General features: G+C 66.6%; 14 protein-coding genes. 6 read left to right on the top strand and 8 right to left on the bottom strand.

Features of this window, described 5'->3' with window-relative positions:
• The first annotated feature begins 24 nt into the window (after nt 1-24).
• Entirely contained in the window at nt 25-1,647 is a 1,623-nt protein-coding gene (locus J8I34_RS01580) for an ABC-F family ATPase (protein ID WP_209805194.1), read from the top strand.
• A gap of 72 nt (nt 1,648-1,719) precedes the next feature.
• Here J8I34_RS01580 and J8I34_RS01575 read toward each other — a convergent pair whose 3' ends face one another.
• Nucleotides 1,720-2,331 carry a hypothetical protein gene (locus tag J8I34_RS01575; RefSeq protein WP_209805193.1) on the bottom strand — a complete coding sequence of 204 codons (612 nt, stop codon included), beginning with the start codon at nt 2,329-2,331 and terminating at the stop codon, nt 1,720-1,722.
• Nucleotides 2,332-2,547: 216 nt separating this feature from the next.
• Here J8I34_RS01575 and J8I34_RS01570 point away from each other — a divergent pair, with 216 nt between their 5' ends.
• The 4 genes from J8I34_RS01570 to J8I34_RS01555 all read left to right on the top strand — a co-directional run bounded on the left by J8I34_RS01570 (nt 2,548) and on the right by J8I34_RS01555 (nt 8,111).
• Nucleotides 2,548-3,981 carry an aldehyde dehydrogenase family protein gene (locus J8I34_RS01570; RefSeq protein ID WP_209805192.1) on the top strand — a complete coding sequence of 478 codons (1,434 nt, stop codon included), beginning with the start codon at nt 2,548-2,550 and terminating at the stop codon, nt 3,979-3,981.
• Nucleotides 3,982-4,096: 115 nt separating this feature from the next.
• Complete coding sequence (locus J8I34_RS01565) at nt 4,097-6,544, top strand: penicillin acylase family protein (protein WP_209805191.1); 2,448 nt, start codon at nt 4,097-4,099, stop codon at nt 6,542-6,544.
• A gap of 122 nt (nt 6,545-6,666) precedes the next feature.
• Entirely contained in the window at nt 6,667-7,374 is a 708-nt protein-coding gene (locus tag J8I34_RS01560; protein ID WP_029045920.1) for a glutamine amidotransferase, read from the top strand.
• Complete coding sequence (locus tag J8I34_RS01555; RefSeq protein ID WP_371748031.1) at nt 7,371-8,111, top strand: MOSC domain-containing protein; 741 nt, start codon at nt 7,371-7,373, stop codon at nt 8,109-8,111. Before J8I34_RS01560 ends, J8I34_RS01555 begins: the two co-directional genes overlap by 4 nt.
• Before the next feature lie 24 nt (nt 8,112-8,135).
• On the opposite strand, the gene J8I34_RS01550 is transcribed toward J8I34_RS01555, so the two are convergent.
• Complete coding sequence (locus J8I34_RS01550; RefSeq protein ID WP_245175716.1) at nt 8,136-8,387, bottom strand: DUF1289 domain-containing protein; 252 nt, start codon at nt 8,385-8,387, stop codon at nt 8,136-8,138.
• A 172-nt stretch (nt 8,388-8,559) separates the two neighbouring features.
• Between J8I34_RS01550 and J8I34_RS01545 the strand changes: the two genes are divergently transcribed.
• On the top strand, nt 8,560-9,027 hold the full coding sequence (locus J8I34_RS01545) for a PaaI family thioesterase (protein WP_209774361.1): 468 nt from the start codon (nt 8,560-8,562) through the stop codon (nt 9,025-9,027).
• Nucleotides 9,028-9,270: 243 nt separating this feature from the next.
• Here the strand turns inward: J8I34_RS01545 and J8I34_RS01540 are convergent, their stop codons facing one another.
• The 6 genes from J8I34_RS01540 to prpB form a co-directional block, all read right to left on the bottom strand.
• A complete protein-coding gene (locus J8I34_RS01540; RefSeq protein ID WP_029045924.1) occupies nt 9,271-10,395 on the bottom strand; it encodes an asparaginase in 1,125 nt (374 codons plus the stop codon).
• 207 nt (nt 10,396-10,602) lie between these two features.
• Nucleotides 10,603-12,057 carry a bifunctional 2-methylcitrate dehydratase/aconitate hydratase gene (locus tag J8I34_RS01535; RefSeq protein ID WP_029045925.1) on the bottom strand — a complete coding sequence of 485 codons (1,455 nt, stop codon included), beginning with the start codon at nt 12,055-12,057 and terminating at the stop codon, nt 10,603-10,605.
• A gap of 25 nt (nt 12,058-12,082) precedes the next feature.
• The gene (gene prpF, locus J8I34_RS01530) at nt 12,083-13,273 is read right to left on the bottom strand and encodes a 2-methylaconitate cis-trans isomerase PrpF (RefSeq protein WP_029045926.1); all 1,191 of its coding nucleotides are present in this window, start codon (nt 13,271-13,273) and stop codon (nt 12,083-12,085) included.
• Nucleotides 13,274-13,482: 209 nt separating this feature from the next.
• Entirely contained in the window at nt 13,483-16,095 is a 2,613-nt protein-coding gene (acnD, locus tag J8I34_RS01525; protein WP_029045927.1) for a Fe/S-dependent 2-methylisocitrate dehydratase AcnD, read from the bottom strand.
• Between the two features lie 120 nt (nt 16,096-16,215).
• Complete coding sequence (gene prpC / locus J8I34_RS01520) at nt 16,216-17,373, bottom strand: bifunctional 2-methylcitrate synthase/citrate synthase (protein WP_209805190.1); 1,158 nt, start codon at nt 17,371-17,373, stop codon at nt 16,216-16,218.
• Nucleotides 17,374-17,474: 101 nt separating this feature from the next.
• Nucleotides 17,475-18,383 (bottom strand): methylisocitrate lyase, encoded by a 909-nt coding sequence (gene prpB, locus J8I34_RS01515; protein WP_029045929.1) that lies wholly within the window; start codon nt 18,381-18,383, stop codon nt 17,475-17,477.
• Nucleotides 18,384-18,455 lie beyond the last annotated feature (72 nt).

Here is an 18,455-nt window from a genome sequence, read left to right as displayed (position 1 = left end):
CATTCTCCAGACAAGGTTCCAGACGTGCTTTCTACCGCAAACATCACCATGCAGTTCGGCCCCAAGCCGTTGTTCGAGAATATCTCGGTCAAGTTCGGCGAGGGCAACCGCTACGGCCTGATCGGCGCGAACGGCTGCGGCAAGTCCACCTTCATGAAGATCCTGGGCAGCGACCTCGAGCCGTCGTCCGGCAACGTCATGCTGGAGCCGGGCATCCGCCTGGGCAAGCTGCGCCAGGACCAGTTCGCCTATGAAGACATGCGCGTGCTGGACGTGGTGATGATGGGCCACACCGAGATGTGGGCCGCCGCGCAGGAGCGCGACGCCATCTACGCCAACCCGGAAGCGACCGACGAAGACTACATGAAGGCCGCCGAGCTGGAGGCCAAGTACGCCGAATACGACGGCTACACCGCCGAGGCGCGCGCCGGCGAACTGCTGCTGGGCGTGGGCATTCCCACCGCGCAGCACCAGGGCCCGATGAGCGACGTCGCGCCGGGCTGGAAGCTGCGCGTGCTGCTGGCGCAGGCACTGTTCTCGAACCCGGACGTGCTGCTGCTGGACGAGCCGACCAACAACCTGGACATCAACACGATCCGCTGGCTGGAGACCGTGCTCAACGAGCGCAACTCCACCATGATCATCATCTCCCACGATCGCCACTTCCTGAACTCGGTCTGCACCCATATGGCCGACATGGACTACGGCACGCTCAAGGTCTACCCGGGCAACTACGACGACTACATGGAAGCGTCGATGCAGGCCCGCGAGCGCCAGATGGCCGCCAACGCGCGCGCCAAGGAGCGCATCAGCGAACTACAGGACTTTGTGCGCCGCTTCTCGGCCAACAAGTCCAAGGCACGCCAGGCCACCTCGCGCGCCAAGCAGATCGAGAAGATCAAGGTCGAGGACATCAAGCCGTCGTCGCGCCAGAACCCGTTCATCCGCTTCGAGTTCGAGAAGAAGCTGCACAACCTGGCGGTCGAGGTGGAAGGCGTCACCAAGAGCTACGACCGCAAGATCATCAATAACCTGTCGATGGCCATCCAGGCCGGCGAGCGCGTGGCAATCATCGGCGAGAACGGCGCGGGCAAGACCACGCTGCTGCGCAGCCTGCTGAACGGCGCGGTGCAGACCGGCGTGCAGCGCGGCGTCGAAGTGGACCGCGGCGAGATCAAGTGGGCGGAAAACGCCAACGTGGGCTACATGCCGCAGGACACCTACGAGGAATTCCCCGCGGACCGCGACGTGATGGACTGGATGAGCCAGTGGACGCAGGCCGGCGATGACGAGACGTCGCTGCGCGGCACGCTGGGCCGCCTGCTGTTCTCGGCCGACGATATCAAGAAGAACGTCAAGGTGCTGTCCGGGGGCGAGAAGGGCCGCATGATCTGGGGCAAGCTGATGCTGGGCCGCCATAACGTGCTGGCGCTGGACGAGCCGACCAACCACATGGACATGGAATCGATCGAGTCGATGCAGATCGCGCTGGACAAGTTCCAGGGCACGCTGATCTTCGTGTCGCACGACCGCGAGTTCGTCAGCGGCCTGGCCACGCGCGTGATCGAAGTGCGCACCGACGGTACGCTGACCGACTACCTGGGTACGTATGACGAGTACCTGCAGTCGCAGGGAATCGACGGCTGAGCTAGCCTCATGCCCATGGAAAAGGCCGCCTTCCGAGGCGGCCTTTTTGTTATCTGGTGCGCCGGTGGGCGCTCATCCGGCTGCTGCCCGTAGGTCTTGCGCGATGGTGTCCAGTTCACGCAGGATCGCATGCGCCGTGATTTCGCCCTTGGCCCTGAGCAGCGCCGCGTGCAGCGGCTCGCGCAGGATCAGCAGCGCAGGCAAGTCCTGCGCCTTTTCCACCTTGACCTGCAGCATGTAGCCGCGCAGGCCCAGGTGCTGGCCGATGACTTCGGTATAGAAGTGGTAGAGGTGCTGGAACGCGTCGATCTCGGCGGCAGAGTGCGTCGGCTGTACCGGGTCAAGGGTCGCCTCCGGCTCGGCTGCAGGCGCGTGCCGCATCGCGTACACCGAGAACAGGTTGGTATCCGCCGCGGCGGCCGAAGCGCGTGCAGGGGCATCCCCAACGGCAGCCGACATCGCCGGTGCCGCCTCCTGCACTGGCTCGACCAGCCCCTGGGCGGCCAGCATGTCCAGGGCATCGGGCCCGACGCCCATGCCTGCCACCTGCGCCAGCAGGTCTTCCCCGCGGCGCTCGCCGTTGACCATCAACAGCAGCGCGCGCAGCTTGTGGTCCAGCTTGCGCGCGCGCGTCCTGATCTCGTCCTGTCCCGCATCCGTCTTGCGGTAGATCGGATCGACCATGTGTCTCGCTCCCTTGTTATGCCGGCCGTCCGTGCGAGCATCCCGTTTTGTGGGTGCGGCCGATTATCGCCATTTGACAAGTAGCGGCCGGCGCGGGGGCTGCCAGGGCTGGAAACATAGTCTCCAAACCGCTCTACAATGTGCGTGCACCATAAAAGTAACAAAAAATTGCGGTTGCTCATCCGTCAAACTCAGCACCAACCGAGAACTGTGGCCATGCAACAACGAGACAAACTGTTTATCAACGGCAAGTGGGTCGCCCCCCACGGTACCGGCACCATCGACGTCATCCATTCCAGCACCGAAGCAGTGATGGGGACCATTCCCGAAGGCTCGCCGCGCGACGCCGAAGACGCCATCCAGGCCGCGCGCGCTGCCTTTGACGGCTGGGCGGCGACGCCCGCGTCGGTGCGCGCCGGCTATATCGCCAAGGTCGCCGAAGGACTGAAGGCGCGCAGCGAAGAACTGGCGCAGATGATCGCCGGCGAAGTCGGCATGCCGATCAAGCTGGCGCGCGCGATCCAGGTGGGCGGCCCGGTCTACAACTGGGGACAGACCGCGAAGCTGCTCGATACCTTCCGCTTCGAGGAAGAAGTGGGCAATTCGCTGGTGGTGCGCGAGCCGGTGGGCGTGGTGGCGGCGATCACGCCGTGGAACTACCCGCTCAACCAGATCACGCTGAAGGTCGCGCCGGCGCTGGCCGCGGGTTGCACCGTAGTGCTCAAGCCGTCGGAAGTGGCGCCGCTGAACGCCTTCGTGCTGGCCGAGGTGATCGAGGCCGCCGGCCTGCCGCCGGGGGTGTTCAACCTGGTGACCGGCTTTGGCCCGGTGGTGGGCGAGGTGCTGGCGAGCCATCCGGAGGTCGACATGGTGTCGTTCACCGGTTCGACCCGGGCCGGCAAGCGCGTGTCCGAGCTGGCGTCGCAGACGGTCAAGCGCGTGGCACTGGAACTGGGCGGCAAGTCGGCCTCGGTGGTGCTCGACGATGCCGACCTGCCGGCGGCGGTCAAGGGCACGATCAGCGCCTGCTTCCTGAATTCGGGCCAGACCTGCTCGGCGCATACCCGCATGCTGGTGCCGCGTGCCCGCTACGACGAAGTGAAGGCGATCGCGCAGAAGGTCGTGGCCGGCTTTACCGTCGGCGATCCGCTGCAGGAAACCACCAGGCTCGGACCGCTGATCTCAGCGGTGCAGAAGGAGCGCGTCACCGGCTATATCCGCCGCGGGCTGGAAGAGGGCGCTGAACTGGTGGCCGGCGGCCCCGAGGCGCCGGAAGGACTGGACCAGGGCTTCTTCGTCAAGCCGACCGTGCTCGGCAATGTCGAGCCGCGCGCCACCGTGGCGCAGGAGGAGATCTTCGGGCCGGTGCTGTCGATCATCTGCTATGACACCGAGGAAGACGCGGTGCGCATCGCCAACGACAGCATCTATGGGCTGGGCGGCGGCGTCTGGTCCGGCGACGAGGCGCGCGCGATCCGCGTGGCGCGGCGCATCCGCACCGGCCAGGTCGACATCAACGGCGGGCCGTTCAACATGGCCGCGCCGTTCGGCGGCTACAAGCAGTCGGGCAACGGGCGCGAGGCCGGCAAGTACGGGCTGGAGGAATTCCTCGAATACAAGTCCCTGCAAATGAAGAAACCGGCCGCCTGAGGCCTGCGCGACATGGGAAAATGCCCGGCTGGTCCGGGCATTTTTTGCATCGCCGCCGACGAAGCGGCGGCAGTCGCCGGGACTGCACAACGACAAGGATAAGAGGGGAGCAACGATGCGCTGGTTCGGTCATCTGGCCAGGCTTGTGGGATGGCTGCTGGTGCTGGCGATAGCCGGCACGGCGGGGGCCTTCATCTGGTATCGCCAGGCGGCGCAGCCGCCTGCATCGGGTACCGTTGCGCTGCCAGGCCTGCACGGCCAGGTCACCATCGTGCGCGACGGCAACGGCGTGCCGCAGATCCGTGCCGCCAGCAAGGCCGACGCCTGGTTTGCGCTCGGTTATGTCCACGCGCAGGACCGGCTGTGGCAGATGCAGATGAACAAGCGCGTGGTGGCCGGACGGCTCGCCGAGATCCTGGGCCCCTCCGCATTCGATACCGACAAGTTCCTGCGCACGCTGGGCGTGCGGCGCAACGCCGAAGCGATCCTTGCGCAGGCCTCGCCGCAGACGCGGGCCGCACTGCAGGCATACGCCGACGGCGTCAATGCGTGGATCGACCACCGGCAGGGACCGCTGCCGCCTGAATTCCTGCTGCTGCGCACGCAGCCGGAGCGCTGGGAGCCGGCCGATACGCTGGGCTGGCAGACCATGATGGCCTGGGACCTGGGCGGCAACTGGAACCAGGAAACGCTGCGCATGCGCCTGGCGCAGGTGCTGCCGGTGGCGCGCATCAGCGAACTGCTGGCGCCGTACCCGGGCGAGCAGCCGCTGCGCACCATGGATTACGGCCACCTGTACAAGCAGTTGGCGCCGCTGGCGAATGCGATGGCCAGCGTCGGCGACAAGGCGCCGCCGGGCTATGTCGAGGGCATGGGCTCGAACAACTGGGTGGTTTCCGGCGCGCACACGCGATCGGGCAAGCCGATGCTGGCCAACGACCCGCACCTGGGTTTGCAGGCGCCGGCGCTGTGGTACTTCGCGCGCATGACGGCCCCGGGACTCGACGTGGCCGGCGCCACGCTGCCCGGCATTCCGGTGGTGGTGCTCGGGCACAACGACCGCATTGCATGGGGCCTGACCAATACCGCGCCAGATGTGCAGGACCTGTTTATCGAACGGCTGCGGCCCGGCAGCGAAACCCAGTACCAGACGCCGGACGGGTGGGCCACCTTCGAGACCCGCACCGAGACCATCCGGGTCAAGGGCGCGTCCGACGTGACGCTGAAGGTCCGCAGCACGCGCCACGGGCCGGTGGTCTCGGACGTGTCCGAGCCGCTGTCCGCCGCGGCCGGGCCGCTTGGCGCGCAATACGTGGTCGCGTTCCAGTGGACCGCGCTGCGTCCGGACGACCGTACCTTCCAGGCCGGCATGAAGATGAACGAGGCGCGCGACTGGGCCAGCTTTACCGCCGCGCTGCGCGACTTCCATTCTCCGCAGCAGAACATCGTCTACGCCGATGTCGACGGCAATATCGGCTTCTTTGCGCCGGGCCGGGTACCGCTGCGCCGCGCCGACAACGACCTGAAGGGCCTGGCGCCCGCACCGGGCTGGGAAGCGCGCTATGACTGGGCCGGCTTTATCCCGTTCGAGGCCTTGCCGCAGCGCTACAACCCGGCCGAAGGCGTGATCGTGACCGCCAACCAGCGCATCGTGCCGCCTGACTACCCGTACTTCATCACCAGCGAATGGACGGTGCCGTATCGGCATGACCGCATCCATGCGCTGCTGGCGGCCACGCCCAGACACACCTTCGACACCTTCGCCGCGATCCAGAAAGACGTGCTGTCGCTGGCCGTGCGCGATGCCTTGCCGCTGCTGCTGGCCGCACCGGTCAGCCACGACGGCGCACGGCCGCAGCGCGAGCGCGCGCTGCTCGATGCGCTGCGCGAGTGGGACGGCACCATGGACGCCGAGCGCGCCGAGCCGCTGGTGGTCACCGCCTGGCTGCGCGAGCTGTCGCGGCGGCTGTTCGAGGAAAAGGTCGGCGAGGCGATCTTTGTGCGGCTGTGGGACCAGCGCAACGTGCAGCAGCCGATGCTGAATATCCTGCGCGATCCCGGCAAGCTGGGGGCATTCTGGTGCGACCGTCCGCACACGCGCCCCGCAGAAAGCTGCAACGACGCGATCGCCGATGCCTGGACCCAGGCCATGGCCGACCTGTCGCGCCGCTATGGCGACGACCCGACACGCTGGCGCTGGGGCGAAGCGCATGCGGCCCGTTCCGAGCACAAGCCGTTCGGCAAGGTCGCGTACCTGTCGCCGCTGTTCAACCTGCGCGTGCCGACCGGCGGCGACACGTATACGGTCAACGTCGGCCGCCACAACCTGCGCGACGAGAAGGCGCCGTTCGAGAATACCCATGCCGCCAGCGTGCGGGCGCTGTATGACCTGGCCGACCTGCCGGGTTCGCGCTTCATGGATTCGACGGGGCAGTCCGGCAACGCGTTGCTGCCGCGCTATCGCGACTGGACCGGCAAATGGGCGGCGGTGGAGTACGTGACCATGCCCTTGGCACCCGCGCAGGCCGAAGCCCTGATCTTGGTTCCGGCTGCGGCAAAATAGCGCACCATGGCGGCATTCCGTGCCGGGATGCCGCCGCAATAGGTGATATCCCTCCGTGGTTTTCTCGCCGCATGGCCGTTGGCGCTACCATTAGGGCCCTTTCCGATCGGCAGGAGTCGCCCATGGCCACACGCACCACCCATGTCATCCAGCACCTCGCATTCGAGCATGCGGGCGTGATCGGCAACGCGCTGCGCGCGCGCGGCCATGCGCTGCGGGCATTCCAGGCGGGCGTCGACGACCTGCGGCCCATCGTCGATGACCCGGCCGACCTGCTGCTGATCCTGGGCGGCCCGATCGGCGTCTACGAGACCGATGCCTATCCGTGGCTGGAAGGCGAAATCGCGCTGATCCGCCAGCGGCTGGCCGCCGGCGGCAAGATGATCGGGGTTTGCCTGGGCGCGCAGCTGATCGCCCGTGCCGCCGGCGCGCGCGTGTATCCCGGTACGCGCGAGATCGGCTGGGCGCCGATCGTGCCGACGCCGGCAGGACTAGATTCGGCGCTTGGTGAGCTCGGCGCGGCCGGCTGGGAAGTGCTGCACTGGCATGGCGATACCTTCGACCTGCCGCCCGGCGCCGAACTGCTGGCGTCCACGGCGGCGGTGACGAACCAGGCGTACGCCATCGGCAACCAGGTGCTGGCGCTGCAATTCCATCCCGAAGTGCTGCCCGGCGACATCGAGGCCTGGCTGATCGGCCATACCGTCGAACTCGGCAAGGCCGGCATCGACCCGCGCACCATCCGGGCGCGCACGGCGGAAGTCGGCGCGAGCGTGGCGGCGGCAGGCGAACGCATGTTTGCCCGCTGGCTGGAGCAGGCGGGGCTGTGAGCACCTCAGCATTGCCGGTGCCGCCGCCGGCGTCGCATGTGCGGGCCGTGATCGACGCAGTGCTTGTTGGCGAAGTGCGGCCGTTCGGGCCCAGGGGTGTACCCAGCGGCATCGCCAAGTCAGCCGCCAGCGGGCGTGTGCGCATCGGCTCGCTCGGGCTGGAAGGCGACCAGCAGGGCGATCCCCGCCATCACGGCGGCCCGGAAAAGGCGCTGCACCACTATCCGCGCGACCACTACCCCGGCTGGCGTGCCGAACTGGCGGAACAGGGCGCGGCCGGCATTGCCGTGCTCGACGCTCCAGGTGCATTCGGCGAGAACCTGAGCACGCAGGGGCTGACCGAGGCCGATATCTGCATCGGCGACCGTTTCCGGCTCGGCACCGCGCTGGTCGAGGTCTCGCAGGCACGCCAGCCGTGCTTCAAGCTCAACCACCGTTTCGGCTATCCCGGCATGTCGCGGGCGGTGCAGCAGAGCCTGCGCACCGGGTGGTACTACCGCGTGCTGGAAGATGGCGAGGCAGGCGCGGGCGATACGCTGGCGCTGGTGGCGCGTCCATATCCGCAATGGCCGCTGCAGCGGCTGCTGCGCGTACTGTATGTCGACCGGCTCGACTACGCCGCGCTCGGCGACATGGCCGGGCTGGTTCCGCTGGCGGAAAGCTGGCGCAAGCTTGCACGGCAGCGCCTGGAGCGGCGCGAAGTCGAAGACATGGAGCGGCGCCTGGCGGGCGGCTGAGCGGCCGGTCGGCGAAGGTGGGTGTCAGCCCTGCCGGAAGCGTCGGGCCGTGCCCTCGCGCGTGATGCGCTCCCACACCGCCTGCTTTTCAGCATCGCTGAAGAATACCCAGTTGCTGACCTCGGCTGCGGTGCGGCCGCAGCCCTGGCAGATTTCATCGAACAGCGTGGAGCAGATGCCGACACAGGGGCTGTCCGGACGGTCGGACAGCGTGGAATCCGTATTGCCGGTGTCCGTTTCGGGGCGGAGCGGGGCGGATTCGAAAGACTGCGGCATGGTGTCGGGAGCGGGGTTGGGGTGAAACGGGGGGACATTATACGGGGTCCGGGTGGTGGCCTGCCGGGCGCGGGCGGGCCGCAAGCCAACTACGTCCCACGTAATTGAGCCGGGTCATCGCAGCCACTACCCTCCAGCCATACCCGCAAGGACCACACCCTGGAGCCGCCCCATGCTGCAAGCCATTGCCACTCTCGCCCCCTCGCGCCGCGATGCCGCCGTCGACCCCCGCATGCACGCGATGATCGACAACATCCTGCTGGGCTCGCCAGTCGCGCGGGCGCTTGGCGTGCGGCTGGCGAGCCTCGCCCCCGAGCATGTCGAACTCGAAATGCCGTTCCTGCCGACCAATGTGACCCATGGCAGCACCGTGCACGGTGGGGTAATCGCCACCCTGGTCGATATTGCCGGCGCCGCGGCCGCAGCGTCCGGAGCCAGCGCCGACGAAGTGAAGGGAGGGGCGACCAGTTCGCTGTCCGTCCAGTACCTTGCGCCGGCGCAAGGGGCGGCGTTGCGCGCCGTGGCGACAGTGGTGCGGCGTGGCCGGCGGCAGGTGGCGACCGAGGTGTCGGTCTACGCCGAGGCCGCCGACGAAGGCGTGCTGGTGGCAAAGGCGTTGATGAGCAGCGCCATGTTCTGAGTCGCTGGAGGACCAGCGCATGCGCGCTGGCTTCCGCTTTAAAATGCAATTAACCGCCAGAACTTGCGTCCCACACCGTTGCGCGCCAGTAAACTGGCGCGAATGCGCTTCCAATAAGGTGGTCAGCCGGTTTCCGGGGTGAGGGGGCTTTTTCCCTCTCCCACAATTGGGAGGGGGCCCAGAAGAGAAGGCGGGCGCGTCTGGCATCGGCGCCGACACGCCCGCGCCGCCATCAGTACGGCATCAGTACTTCCAGAAAACCTGCTGCAGCGCCTTCGGGTCGCTGGTCTGGGTCAGTGCCAGCGCCATCAGGATGCGCGCCTTCTGCGGCAGCTGGTCATCGGTGACGATCCAGTCGTACTTGTCGTCCGGCTGCTCCGCATTGCGGACCACCACGCCGCTGCCAGTGCGCGAGGCACGCACGATCTGCACGCCCTTGGCGCGCGCTGCCTTGAGCGGCTCGACCATGTAGTCGCCGACGCTGCCGTTGCCGGTGGCGGCGTAGATGATGGCCTTGGCGCCGTTCTTCACCGCGGCGTCGATGCTGGCCGGATTGACGTTGCCATAGGCGTAGACCACGGCCACTTCAGGCAGCTTGTCGATCTTGTCGATATCCCACTCGGTCTGCAGCGTGTGCGGGCGCGCCGGCAGGCGGTAGAACAGCGAGCGGCCTTCCACCACGTAGCCCAGCGGGCCGAACTGCGAGCGGAAAGTCTCCGCCTTGAAGGTATTGCTCTTGGTGACGTCGCGGCCGGTGTGGATCTCGTCGTTCAGCACCACCAGCGTGCCCTTGCCTTTCGAAGCGGGATTGGAGGCTACCAGCACCGCGTCATACAGGTTCAGTGCGCCGTCCGCGCCCAGCGCCGTGCCCGGGCGCATCGAGCCGACCACCACCACCGGCTTGTCGCTCTTCAGCGTCAGGTTGAGGAAGTACGCGGTTTCCTCAATGGTGTCGGTGCCGTGCGTGATGACGATGCCGTCGACATCGGGCTGCTTGAGCAGTTCCGACACGCGCTTGCCCAGTTTCAGCAGGCGTTCGTTGTTGAAGCTTTCCGAGCCGATCTGGAAGATCTGCTCGCCCTTGACGTTGGCAACCTTGGAGACTTCCGGGACCGACGCGATGATCTTGTCGACCGGCACCACGGCGGACTGGTAGGCCGCGGTATTGATGGCCGATGCGCCGGCGCCGGCAATCGTGCCGCCGGTACCGATGATGACGATATTGGCCTTGCGGGCTTGAGCGGGAGCCGTGGCGGGCGCGGCGGACGGCTGGGCGGCCGTTGCCAGTTGCGCACTGGCGGTGCCGCTGATGAGGCTGGCCGACAGCAGGGCGGCAGCCAGCGTGGTGACGCGGGCAAAACGGTTCATGATTCTCCTCGGTATATATACGAACGTGTAGGCGCGTATAGACGTGGCGGCACATACCTTTTGGGTGGAATGGTGCCGGCCACATGCAGGCGTCGGCTGTCCACCAGGCCTGTGTTCAGGCTGCGTGGCGGGCAGCGGCAGAGACTATACGTTAGGAGAATCTTGAGGGGTTATGCCGATTCGGCATGAACACCGCCGGGCGATAAACTAAATCGCATACATATCGAGATATTCATTGACCGCGATCGCCTCCAGGCGCGCCTGGTCCAGCGATACCGCCAGGATGGCCTGCTGCTGCTTCGGCGGGAAGCGCCGCGCCAGGTTGGCGCGAAATTTCTCCACCAGCAGCGGGATGCCCTCGGCGCGGCGGCGCATGTGGCCGAGGGGATACTCGACCAGCACTTCGTCGAGCACGGTGCCGTCATCCAGCGTCACGGTCAGCGCATTGGCGATCGAGCGCTTGTCGGGATCGTGGTAGTCGCGCGTCAGCGCCGGATCTTCCACGCAGGTGATCCTGGCGCGCAGCGCGTCGATGCGCGGGTCGGCCGCAACATCATCCTCATAGTCCGCGGCGGTCAGGCGCCCGAACAGCAATGGCACCGCCACCATGTACTGGATGCAATGGTCGCGGTCAGCGGGATTGCTGAGCGGGCCTTTCTTGTCGATGATGCGCAGGCACGCCTCATGGGTGCGGATGGTGATGGATGCAATATCCGCGGCCCCGTGCCCGGCGAGCGCGAGCGCGCCATGCAGCTGCATGGCCGCTTCCACCGCGGTCTGCGCATGGAACTCGGCCGGGAACGCGACCTTGAACAGCACGTTCTCCATCACGTATGTACCGTACGGCCGCTGGAATTTGAACGGCTGTCCCTTGAACAGCACGTCATAGAAGCCCCACGTCTTCGCTGTCAGCACCGACGGGTAGCCCATTTCACCGGTGCGCGCGATCAGAGCCAGCCGCACCGCGCGGCTGGTGGCATCGCCGGCGGCCCAGCTCTTGCGGCTGCCGGTGTTGGGCGCATGGCGATAGGTGCGCAGGCTCTGGCCGTCGACCCAAGCCAGCGACACCGCGTTGATGATCTCGTCGCGCGTCAGCCCCAGCATTTGCGCGACCACGGCGGTGGACGCCACCTTGACCAGCACCACGTGGTCCAGGCCCACCTTGTTGAACGAGTTTTCCAGCGCAATGCAGCCCTGGATCTCATGCGCCTTGATCATGGCCGTGAGCACGGCCCTCATCGTCAGTGGCTTGCGGCCGGCGGCAATGTCGTTGCGCGAGATCCAATCCGCGGTGGCGAGGATGCCGCCGAGGTTGTCGGACGGGTGGCCCCATTCGGCGGCCAGCCAGGTGTCGTTGAAATCCAGCCAGCGGATCATCGCGCCGATGTTGAACGCGGCCTGGACCGGGTCGAGCTGGAACTGGGTGCCCGGCACGCGCGCGCCGTTGGGCACGATCGTGCCCGGGACGACGGGGCCGAGCAGCTTGGTGCAGGCCGGGTAGGACAGGGCTTCGAGCCCGCAGCCGAGTGTGTCGATCAGGCAGTTGCGGGCGGTATCGTAGGCGAGGCCGCTCCTGATCTCGTAGCCGGTGACATAGTCGACGATGTCGACCAGCACCTGGTCCGGATCGGGGCGTTGCGTGGACGGCGTGCCGGTGGACATGAGCGGCCTCGCGGGAGGGCAAGGGTCAGAACGCGTCGCCCGGCACGCGCACCCAGCCTTCCATCAGCACGCGCGCGCTGCGGCTCATGATGGCCTTCTTGACGGCCCATTCGCCATTGACCTGCTGCGCCTCGGCGCCCACGCGCAGCGTGCCGGAGGGGTGCCCGAAACGCACTGCGTTGCGTTCGCCGCCGCCGGCAGCCAGGTTGACCAGCGTGCCGGGGATGGCCGCCGCGGTGCCGATGGCAACGGCCGCCGTGCCCATCATCGCGTGGTGCAGCTTGCCCATCGAGAGCGCACGCACCAGCAGGTCGACGTCGGCCGCAGCCACCTTCTTGCCGCTGGAGGCGGTGTAGTCGGCCGGCTTGGCCACGAATGCGACCTTGGGCGTGTGCTGGCGCTTGGCGGCCTCGTCCACGTCCTTGATCAGGCCCATGCGCAGCGCGCCATAGGCGCGGATGGTCTCGAACATCGCCAGCGCCTTGGTATCGCTGTTGATGGCGTCCTGCAGTTCGGTGCCCGTATAGCCGATGCTCTCCGCATTGACGAAGATGGTCGGGATGCCGGCGTTGATCATGGTCGCCTTGAGCGTGCCGACGCCCGGCACTTCCAGGTCGTCGACCACGTTGCCGGTCGGGAACATCGCGCCGCCGGCGCCTTCTTCCTCGGCGGCCGGGTCCATGAACTCGAGCTGCACTTCGGCGGCCGGGAACGTCACGCCGTCGAGTTCGAAGTCACCGGTTTCCTGCACTTCACCGTTGGTGATGGGCACGTGGCCGATGATGGTCTTGCCGATATTGGCTTGCCAGATGCGCACGGTGGCAACGCCGTTCTGCGGGATGCGGCTCGGGTCGAGCAGGCCGGCGCTGATGGCGAACGGGCCGACCGCTGCGGACAGGTTGCCGCAGTTGCCGCTCCAGTCCACGAACGACTGGTCGATCGAGACCTGGCCGAACAGGTAGTCGACATCGTGGTCCGCACGCGTGCTCTTCGACACGATTACGGTCTTGCTGGTGCTGGAGGTGGCGCCGCCCATGCCGTCGATCTGCTTGCCGTACGGGTCGGGGCTGCCGATCACGCGCATCAGCAGTGCGTCGCGGGCGGGGCCGGGGGCCTGCGCGGTCTCGGGCAGGTCTTGCAGGCGGAAGAACACGCCCTTGCTGGTGCCGCCACGGATGTAGGTGGCGGGGATCTTGATCTGGGGTACGTGGGCCATGGGAATGAATGTCGTGGTTAGGTATGCGAAGGGAGCCGATCGTAGCCGGCACCCCTGGCGGACGCTCCCCTCTCCCGCGAAGGGGGAGAGGGGTGGGGGTGAGGGCGGGAGCACCCACGAAGTGAAGCGCTTCGGTGCTGCACGCGCCGGCCCTCACCCCCGGCCCCTCTCCCGCGCGCGGGAGAGGGGAGCAAACACTCGGCAACTTGTTATGCCGCCGCCTTGCTCGACTCCAGGAAGTCCTGCGCAAACCGCTGCAGCACCCCGCCAGCCTCATAGATCGAAACTTCCTCGTCGCTGTCGAGGCGGCAAGTCACCGGCACTTCCACGCGCTCGCCATTCTTGCGATGCACCACCAGCGTCAGCGTGGCGCGCGGCTGGCGTTCGCCGATCACGTCATAGGTCTCGGTGCCGTCCAGCCCCAGCGTCAGGCGGTTCACGCCCGGCTTGAACTCCAGCGGCAGCACGCCCATGCCGATCAGGTTGGTGCGGTGGATGCGCTCGAAGCCTTCGGCAACGATCACTTCCACGCCGGCCAGGCGCACACCCTTGGCGGCCCAGTCGCGCGACGAACCCTGGCCATAGTCCGCGCCGGCGATGATGATCAGCGGCTGCTTGCGGTCCATGTAGGTCTCGATCGCTTCCCACATGCGCACGACCTTGCCTTCCGGCTCGATGCGCGCCAGCGAACCCTTCTTGACCTGGCCGTCGACCACGGCCATTTCATTGATGAGCGTGGGGTTGGCGAAGGTGGCGCGCTGCGCCGTCAGGTGGTCGCCCCGGTGCGTCGCGTACGAGTTGAAGTCCTCTTCCGGCAGGCCCATCTTGGCCAGGTACTCGCCGGCCGCGCTGTTCAGCAGGATCGCGTTGGACGGCGACAGGTGGTCGGTGGTGATGTTGTCGCCCAGCACCGCCAGCGGACGCAGGCCCTGGAGCGTGCGCTCGCCGGCCAGCGCGCCTTCCCAGTACGGCGGACGGCGGATATAGGTGCTCTGCGGGCGCCAGTCGTACAGCGGCGCGGCGCTCTCGCCGGTTTCGGCGGTCAGCGCGAACATCGGCTCGTAGACCTTGCGGAACTGCTCGGGCTTCACGCTTTGCCTGACGATGGCGTCGATCTCTTCATCGGTCGGCCAGATGTCCTTCAGGTAGACCGGCTTGCCGTCCTGGTCCGTGCCCAGCACATCCTTTTCGATATCGAAGCGGATGGTGCCGGCAATGGCGTAGGCGACCACCAGCGGCGGCGAGGCCAGGAAGGCCTGCTTGGCGTACGGGTGGATGCGGCCGTCGAAGTTGCGGTTGCCGGACAGCACGGCGGTGGCGTACAGGTCGCGGTCGATGATTTCCTGCTGGATCTTCGGATCGAGCGCGCCGGACATGCCATTGCAGGTAGTGCACGCGAACGCGACGATGCCGAAGCCGAGCTTTTCCAGGTCAGGCAGCAGGTTCGCTTCTTCCAGGTACAGCTCGACCGCCTTGGAGCCAGGCGCCAGCGACGACTTGACCCACGGCTTGCGCGTCAGGCCGCGCGCGTTGGCGTTGCGTGCCAGCAGCGCGGCGGCGATCACGTTGCGCGGGTTGCTGGTGTTGGTGCAGCTGGTAATGGCGGCGATGATCACGGCGCCATCGGGCATCAGGCCTTCGGCCTCCTGCGCGCGGGCCTTGTCCAGGTCCACGGCGATGCCACGCTCGGCCAGCGCCGAGGTCGGCAGGCGCTTGTGCGGGTTCGACGGGCCGGCCATGTTGCGCACCACGCTCGACAGGTCGAACTTCAGCACGCGCTCGTATTCGGCGTTCTGCAGCGAATCCGCCCACAGGCCCGCGGTCTTGGCGTACGTTTCGACCAGCTTGAGCTGCTCGTCCGTGCGGCCGGTCAGGCGCAGGTATTCGATGGTCTGCTCGTCGATGAAGAACATCGCCGCGGTGGCGCCGTATTCCGGGGCCATGTTGGAGATGGTGGCGCGGTCGCCGAGCGTCAGGCTCGACGCGCCTTCGCCGCGGAACTCCAGGTAGGCGCCGACCACTTTTTCCTTGCGCAGGAATTCGGTCAGGGCCAGCACGATGTCGGTAGCGGTGATGCCGGGCTGGCGCTTGCCAGTCAGCTCGACGCCGACGATATCCGGCAGGCGCATCCACGAGGCGCGGCCGAGCATCACGTTCTCGGCTTCCAGGCCGCCCACGCCGATGGCGATCACGCCCAGCGCATCGACGTGCGGGGTGTGGCTGTCGGTACCGACGCAGGTATCGGGGTAGGCCACGCCATGGTCTGCGTGGATCACGGGCGACATCTTTTCCAGGTTGATCTGGTGCATGATGCCGTTGCCCGGCGGGATCACGTCGACGTTCTTGAACGCCTTCTTGGTCCAGTCGATGAAATGGAAACGGTCTTCGTTGCGGCGGTCCTCGATGGCGCGGTTTTTCTCGAACGCCTGCGGGTCGAAGCCACCGCATTCCACTGCCAGCGAGTGGTCGACGATCAGCTGCACCGGCACCACCGGGTTGACCTTGGCGGGGTCGCCGCCCTGGTCGGCAATGGCGTCGCGCAGGCCGGCCAGGTCCACCAGCGCGGTCTGGCCCAGGATGTCGTGGCACACCACGCGCGCGGGGAACCACGGGAAGTCGAGGTCGCGCTTGCGCTCGATCAGCTGCTTCAGCGAATCCGTCAGCGTGGCGGGCTCGCAGCGGCGCACCAGGTTTTCTGCCAGCACGCGCGACGTGTACGGCAGCTTGTCGTAGGCACCCGGCTGGATGGCCTCAACGGCGGCGCGCGCGTCGAAGTAATCCAGCTTGGTGCCCGGTAGCGGTTTGCGGTTTGCAGAATTCATGGTGTAGGGAAATCTATATAAGTATGAAAAAGGGGTAGTGGTCCCGTGTCAGCGACCAACTACCCCTTTGCCCTCAGGCGGATCAATGCAACCCGACAAAGGGCAATCCGGCAGCCGGTCTTACTTGCGATCCTTGATCGGCACGAACTTCAGGTTCTCCGGACCGGTGTAGTTGGCGCTCGGGCGGATGATCTTGTTGTCGATGCGTTGCTCGATGATGTGCGCGGCCCAGCCGGACGTACGCGCGATCACGAACAGCGGCGTGAACATCGCCGTCGGCACGCCCATCATGTGGTAGCTCACCGCGCTGAACCAGTCCAGGTTCGGGAACATCTTCTTGATGTCCCACATCACCGTCTCCAGGCGCTCGGCGATGTCGAACATCTTCATCGAGCCGGCGTCCTTCGACAGCTTGCGCGCGGTTTCCTTGATCACCTGGTTGCGCGGATCGGCAATGGTGTACACCGGGTGACCGAAGCCGATCACCACTTCCTTGTTCTCGACGCGGCGGGTGATGTCGGCCTGCGCCTCATCCGGGCTGTCGTAGCGCTTCTGGATCTCGAAGGCCACTTCGTTGGCGCCTCCGTGCTTGGGGCCGCGCAGCGCACCGATCGCGCCGGCGATCGACGAGTACATGTCCGAACCCGTGCCAGCGATCACGCGGGCGGTGAAGGTCGAGGCGTTGAACTCGTGCTCGGCGTACAGGTTGAGCGACGTGTTCATGGCGCTTTCCCACAGCGCCGACGGTTTCTTGCCATGCAGCAGGTGCAGGAAGTGGCCGCCGATGGAGTCATCGTCGGTTTCCACCTCGATACGCTTGCCGTTGTGGCTGTAGTGGTACCAGTACAGCAGCATCGAACCCAGGCTGGCCATCAGGCGGTCGGCAATATCGCGCGCGCCCGGGGTGTTGTGGTCCTCCTTCTCCGGCAGCACGGTGCCCAGCACCGACACGCCGGTGCGCATCACGTCCATCGGGTGGGCGCTGGCCGGAACCCATTCCAGCGCGGCCTTGACGTTGGCGGGCAGGCCGCGCAGCGACTTCAGCTTGGCCTTGTACGCGGTCAGCTCGGATTTGGTTGGCAGCTTGCCGTGCACCAGCAGGTGGGCGATTTCTTCGAATTCGCAGGTCTCGGCGATGTCGAGGATGTCGTAGCCGCGGTAGTGCAGGTCGTTGCCGGTACGGCCGACAGTGCACAGTGCGGTATTGCCGGCGGTGACGCCGGACAGCGCGACGGATTTCTTGGGCTTGGGAGTGACGAGCGGTTGCGCTTCGGACATCTGGGGTCTCCTTGGTGTGATGCCTGGTGTTGCCTGTCTTTGTCAGGCGAACGGCCGGGAGGGGATATACCCGGCCCGGCCGCGCCTGCCTCTATGGTGTCTTACTTGCCCTTGCCTTGTGCGAACAGGGCGTCGAGCTTCTGCTCGAAGTCATGGTAGCCGATGCTCTCGTAGAGTTCCGAGCGGGTCTGCATGGTATCGACCACGTTCTTCTGCGTGCCGTCGCGGCGGATGGCTGCGTAGACATTCTCCGCGGCCTTGTTCATGGCGCGGAAGGCGGACAGCGGGTACAGCACCATCGACACGCCGGCGCTGCCCAGTTCTTCCGTGGTGAACAGCGGCGTGGCGCCGAACTCGGTGATGTTGGCCAGCACCGGCACCTTTACCGCGTCAACGAACTTGCGATACATGGCCAGGTCGGTCATGGCTTCCGGGAAGATGGCGTCGGCGCCGGCTTCCACGCACGCCACGGCGCGCTCGATGGCCTTGTCCAGGCCTTCCACGGCCAGCGCGTCGGTGCGGGCCATGATGACGAAGTTCTCGTCGGTGCGGGCGTCGACGGCGGCCTTGATGCGATCGACCATTTCACCCTGGGTGACGATTTCCTTGTTGGGACGGTGGCCGCAGCGCTTGGCGCCGACCTGGTCCTCGATGTGCATGGCAGCGGCGCCGAACTTGATCAGCGACTTGGTGGTGCGGGCCACGTTGAAGGCCGAGGCGCCGAAGCCGGTATCGACGTCGACCAGCAGCGGCGTGTCGCACACATCGGTGATGCGGCGGACGTCGGTCAGCACGTCGTCCAGGTTGGAGATGCCCAGGTCGGGCAGCCCCAGCGAGCCGGCCGCGACACCGCCGCCGGACAGGTAGATGGCACGGTAGCCGGCGCGCTTGGCCAGCAGGGCGTGGTTGGCGTTGATGGCGCCGACCACCTGAAGCGGATGCTCTTCGGCAAGCGCCTGGCGGAAACGGGCGCCAGCGGAGCGCGCGAGGTCGGAAGCGGAGTAGGTCATGGCGTTTGCTTGGCGTTTGCGTTGAGGTGAACAAGACGGAGCCATAAGCGCAAGGGCCGTGCCAGCCCTCGC

This window comes from Cupriavidus phytohabitans, from assembly GCF_017815025.1.
Taxonomy (GTDB): domain Bacteria; phylum Pseudomonadota; class Gammaproteobacteria; order Burkholderiales; family Burkholderiaceae; genus Cupriavidus.
Note: the sequence above shows the minus strand (reverse complement) of the source record. Positions and strands in the feature narration are given on the sequence as shown.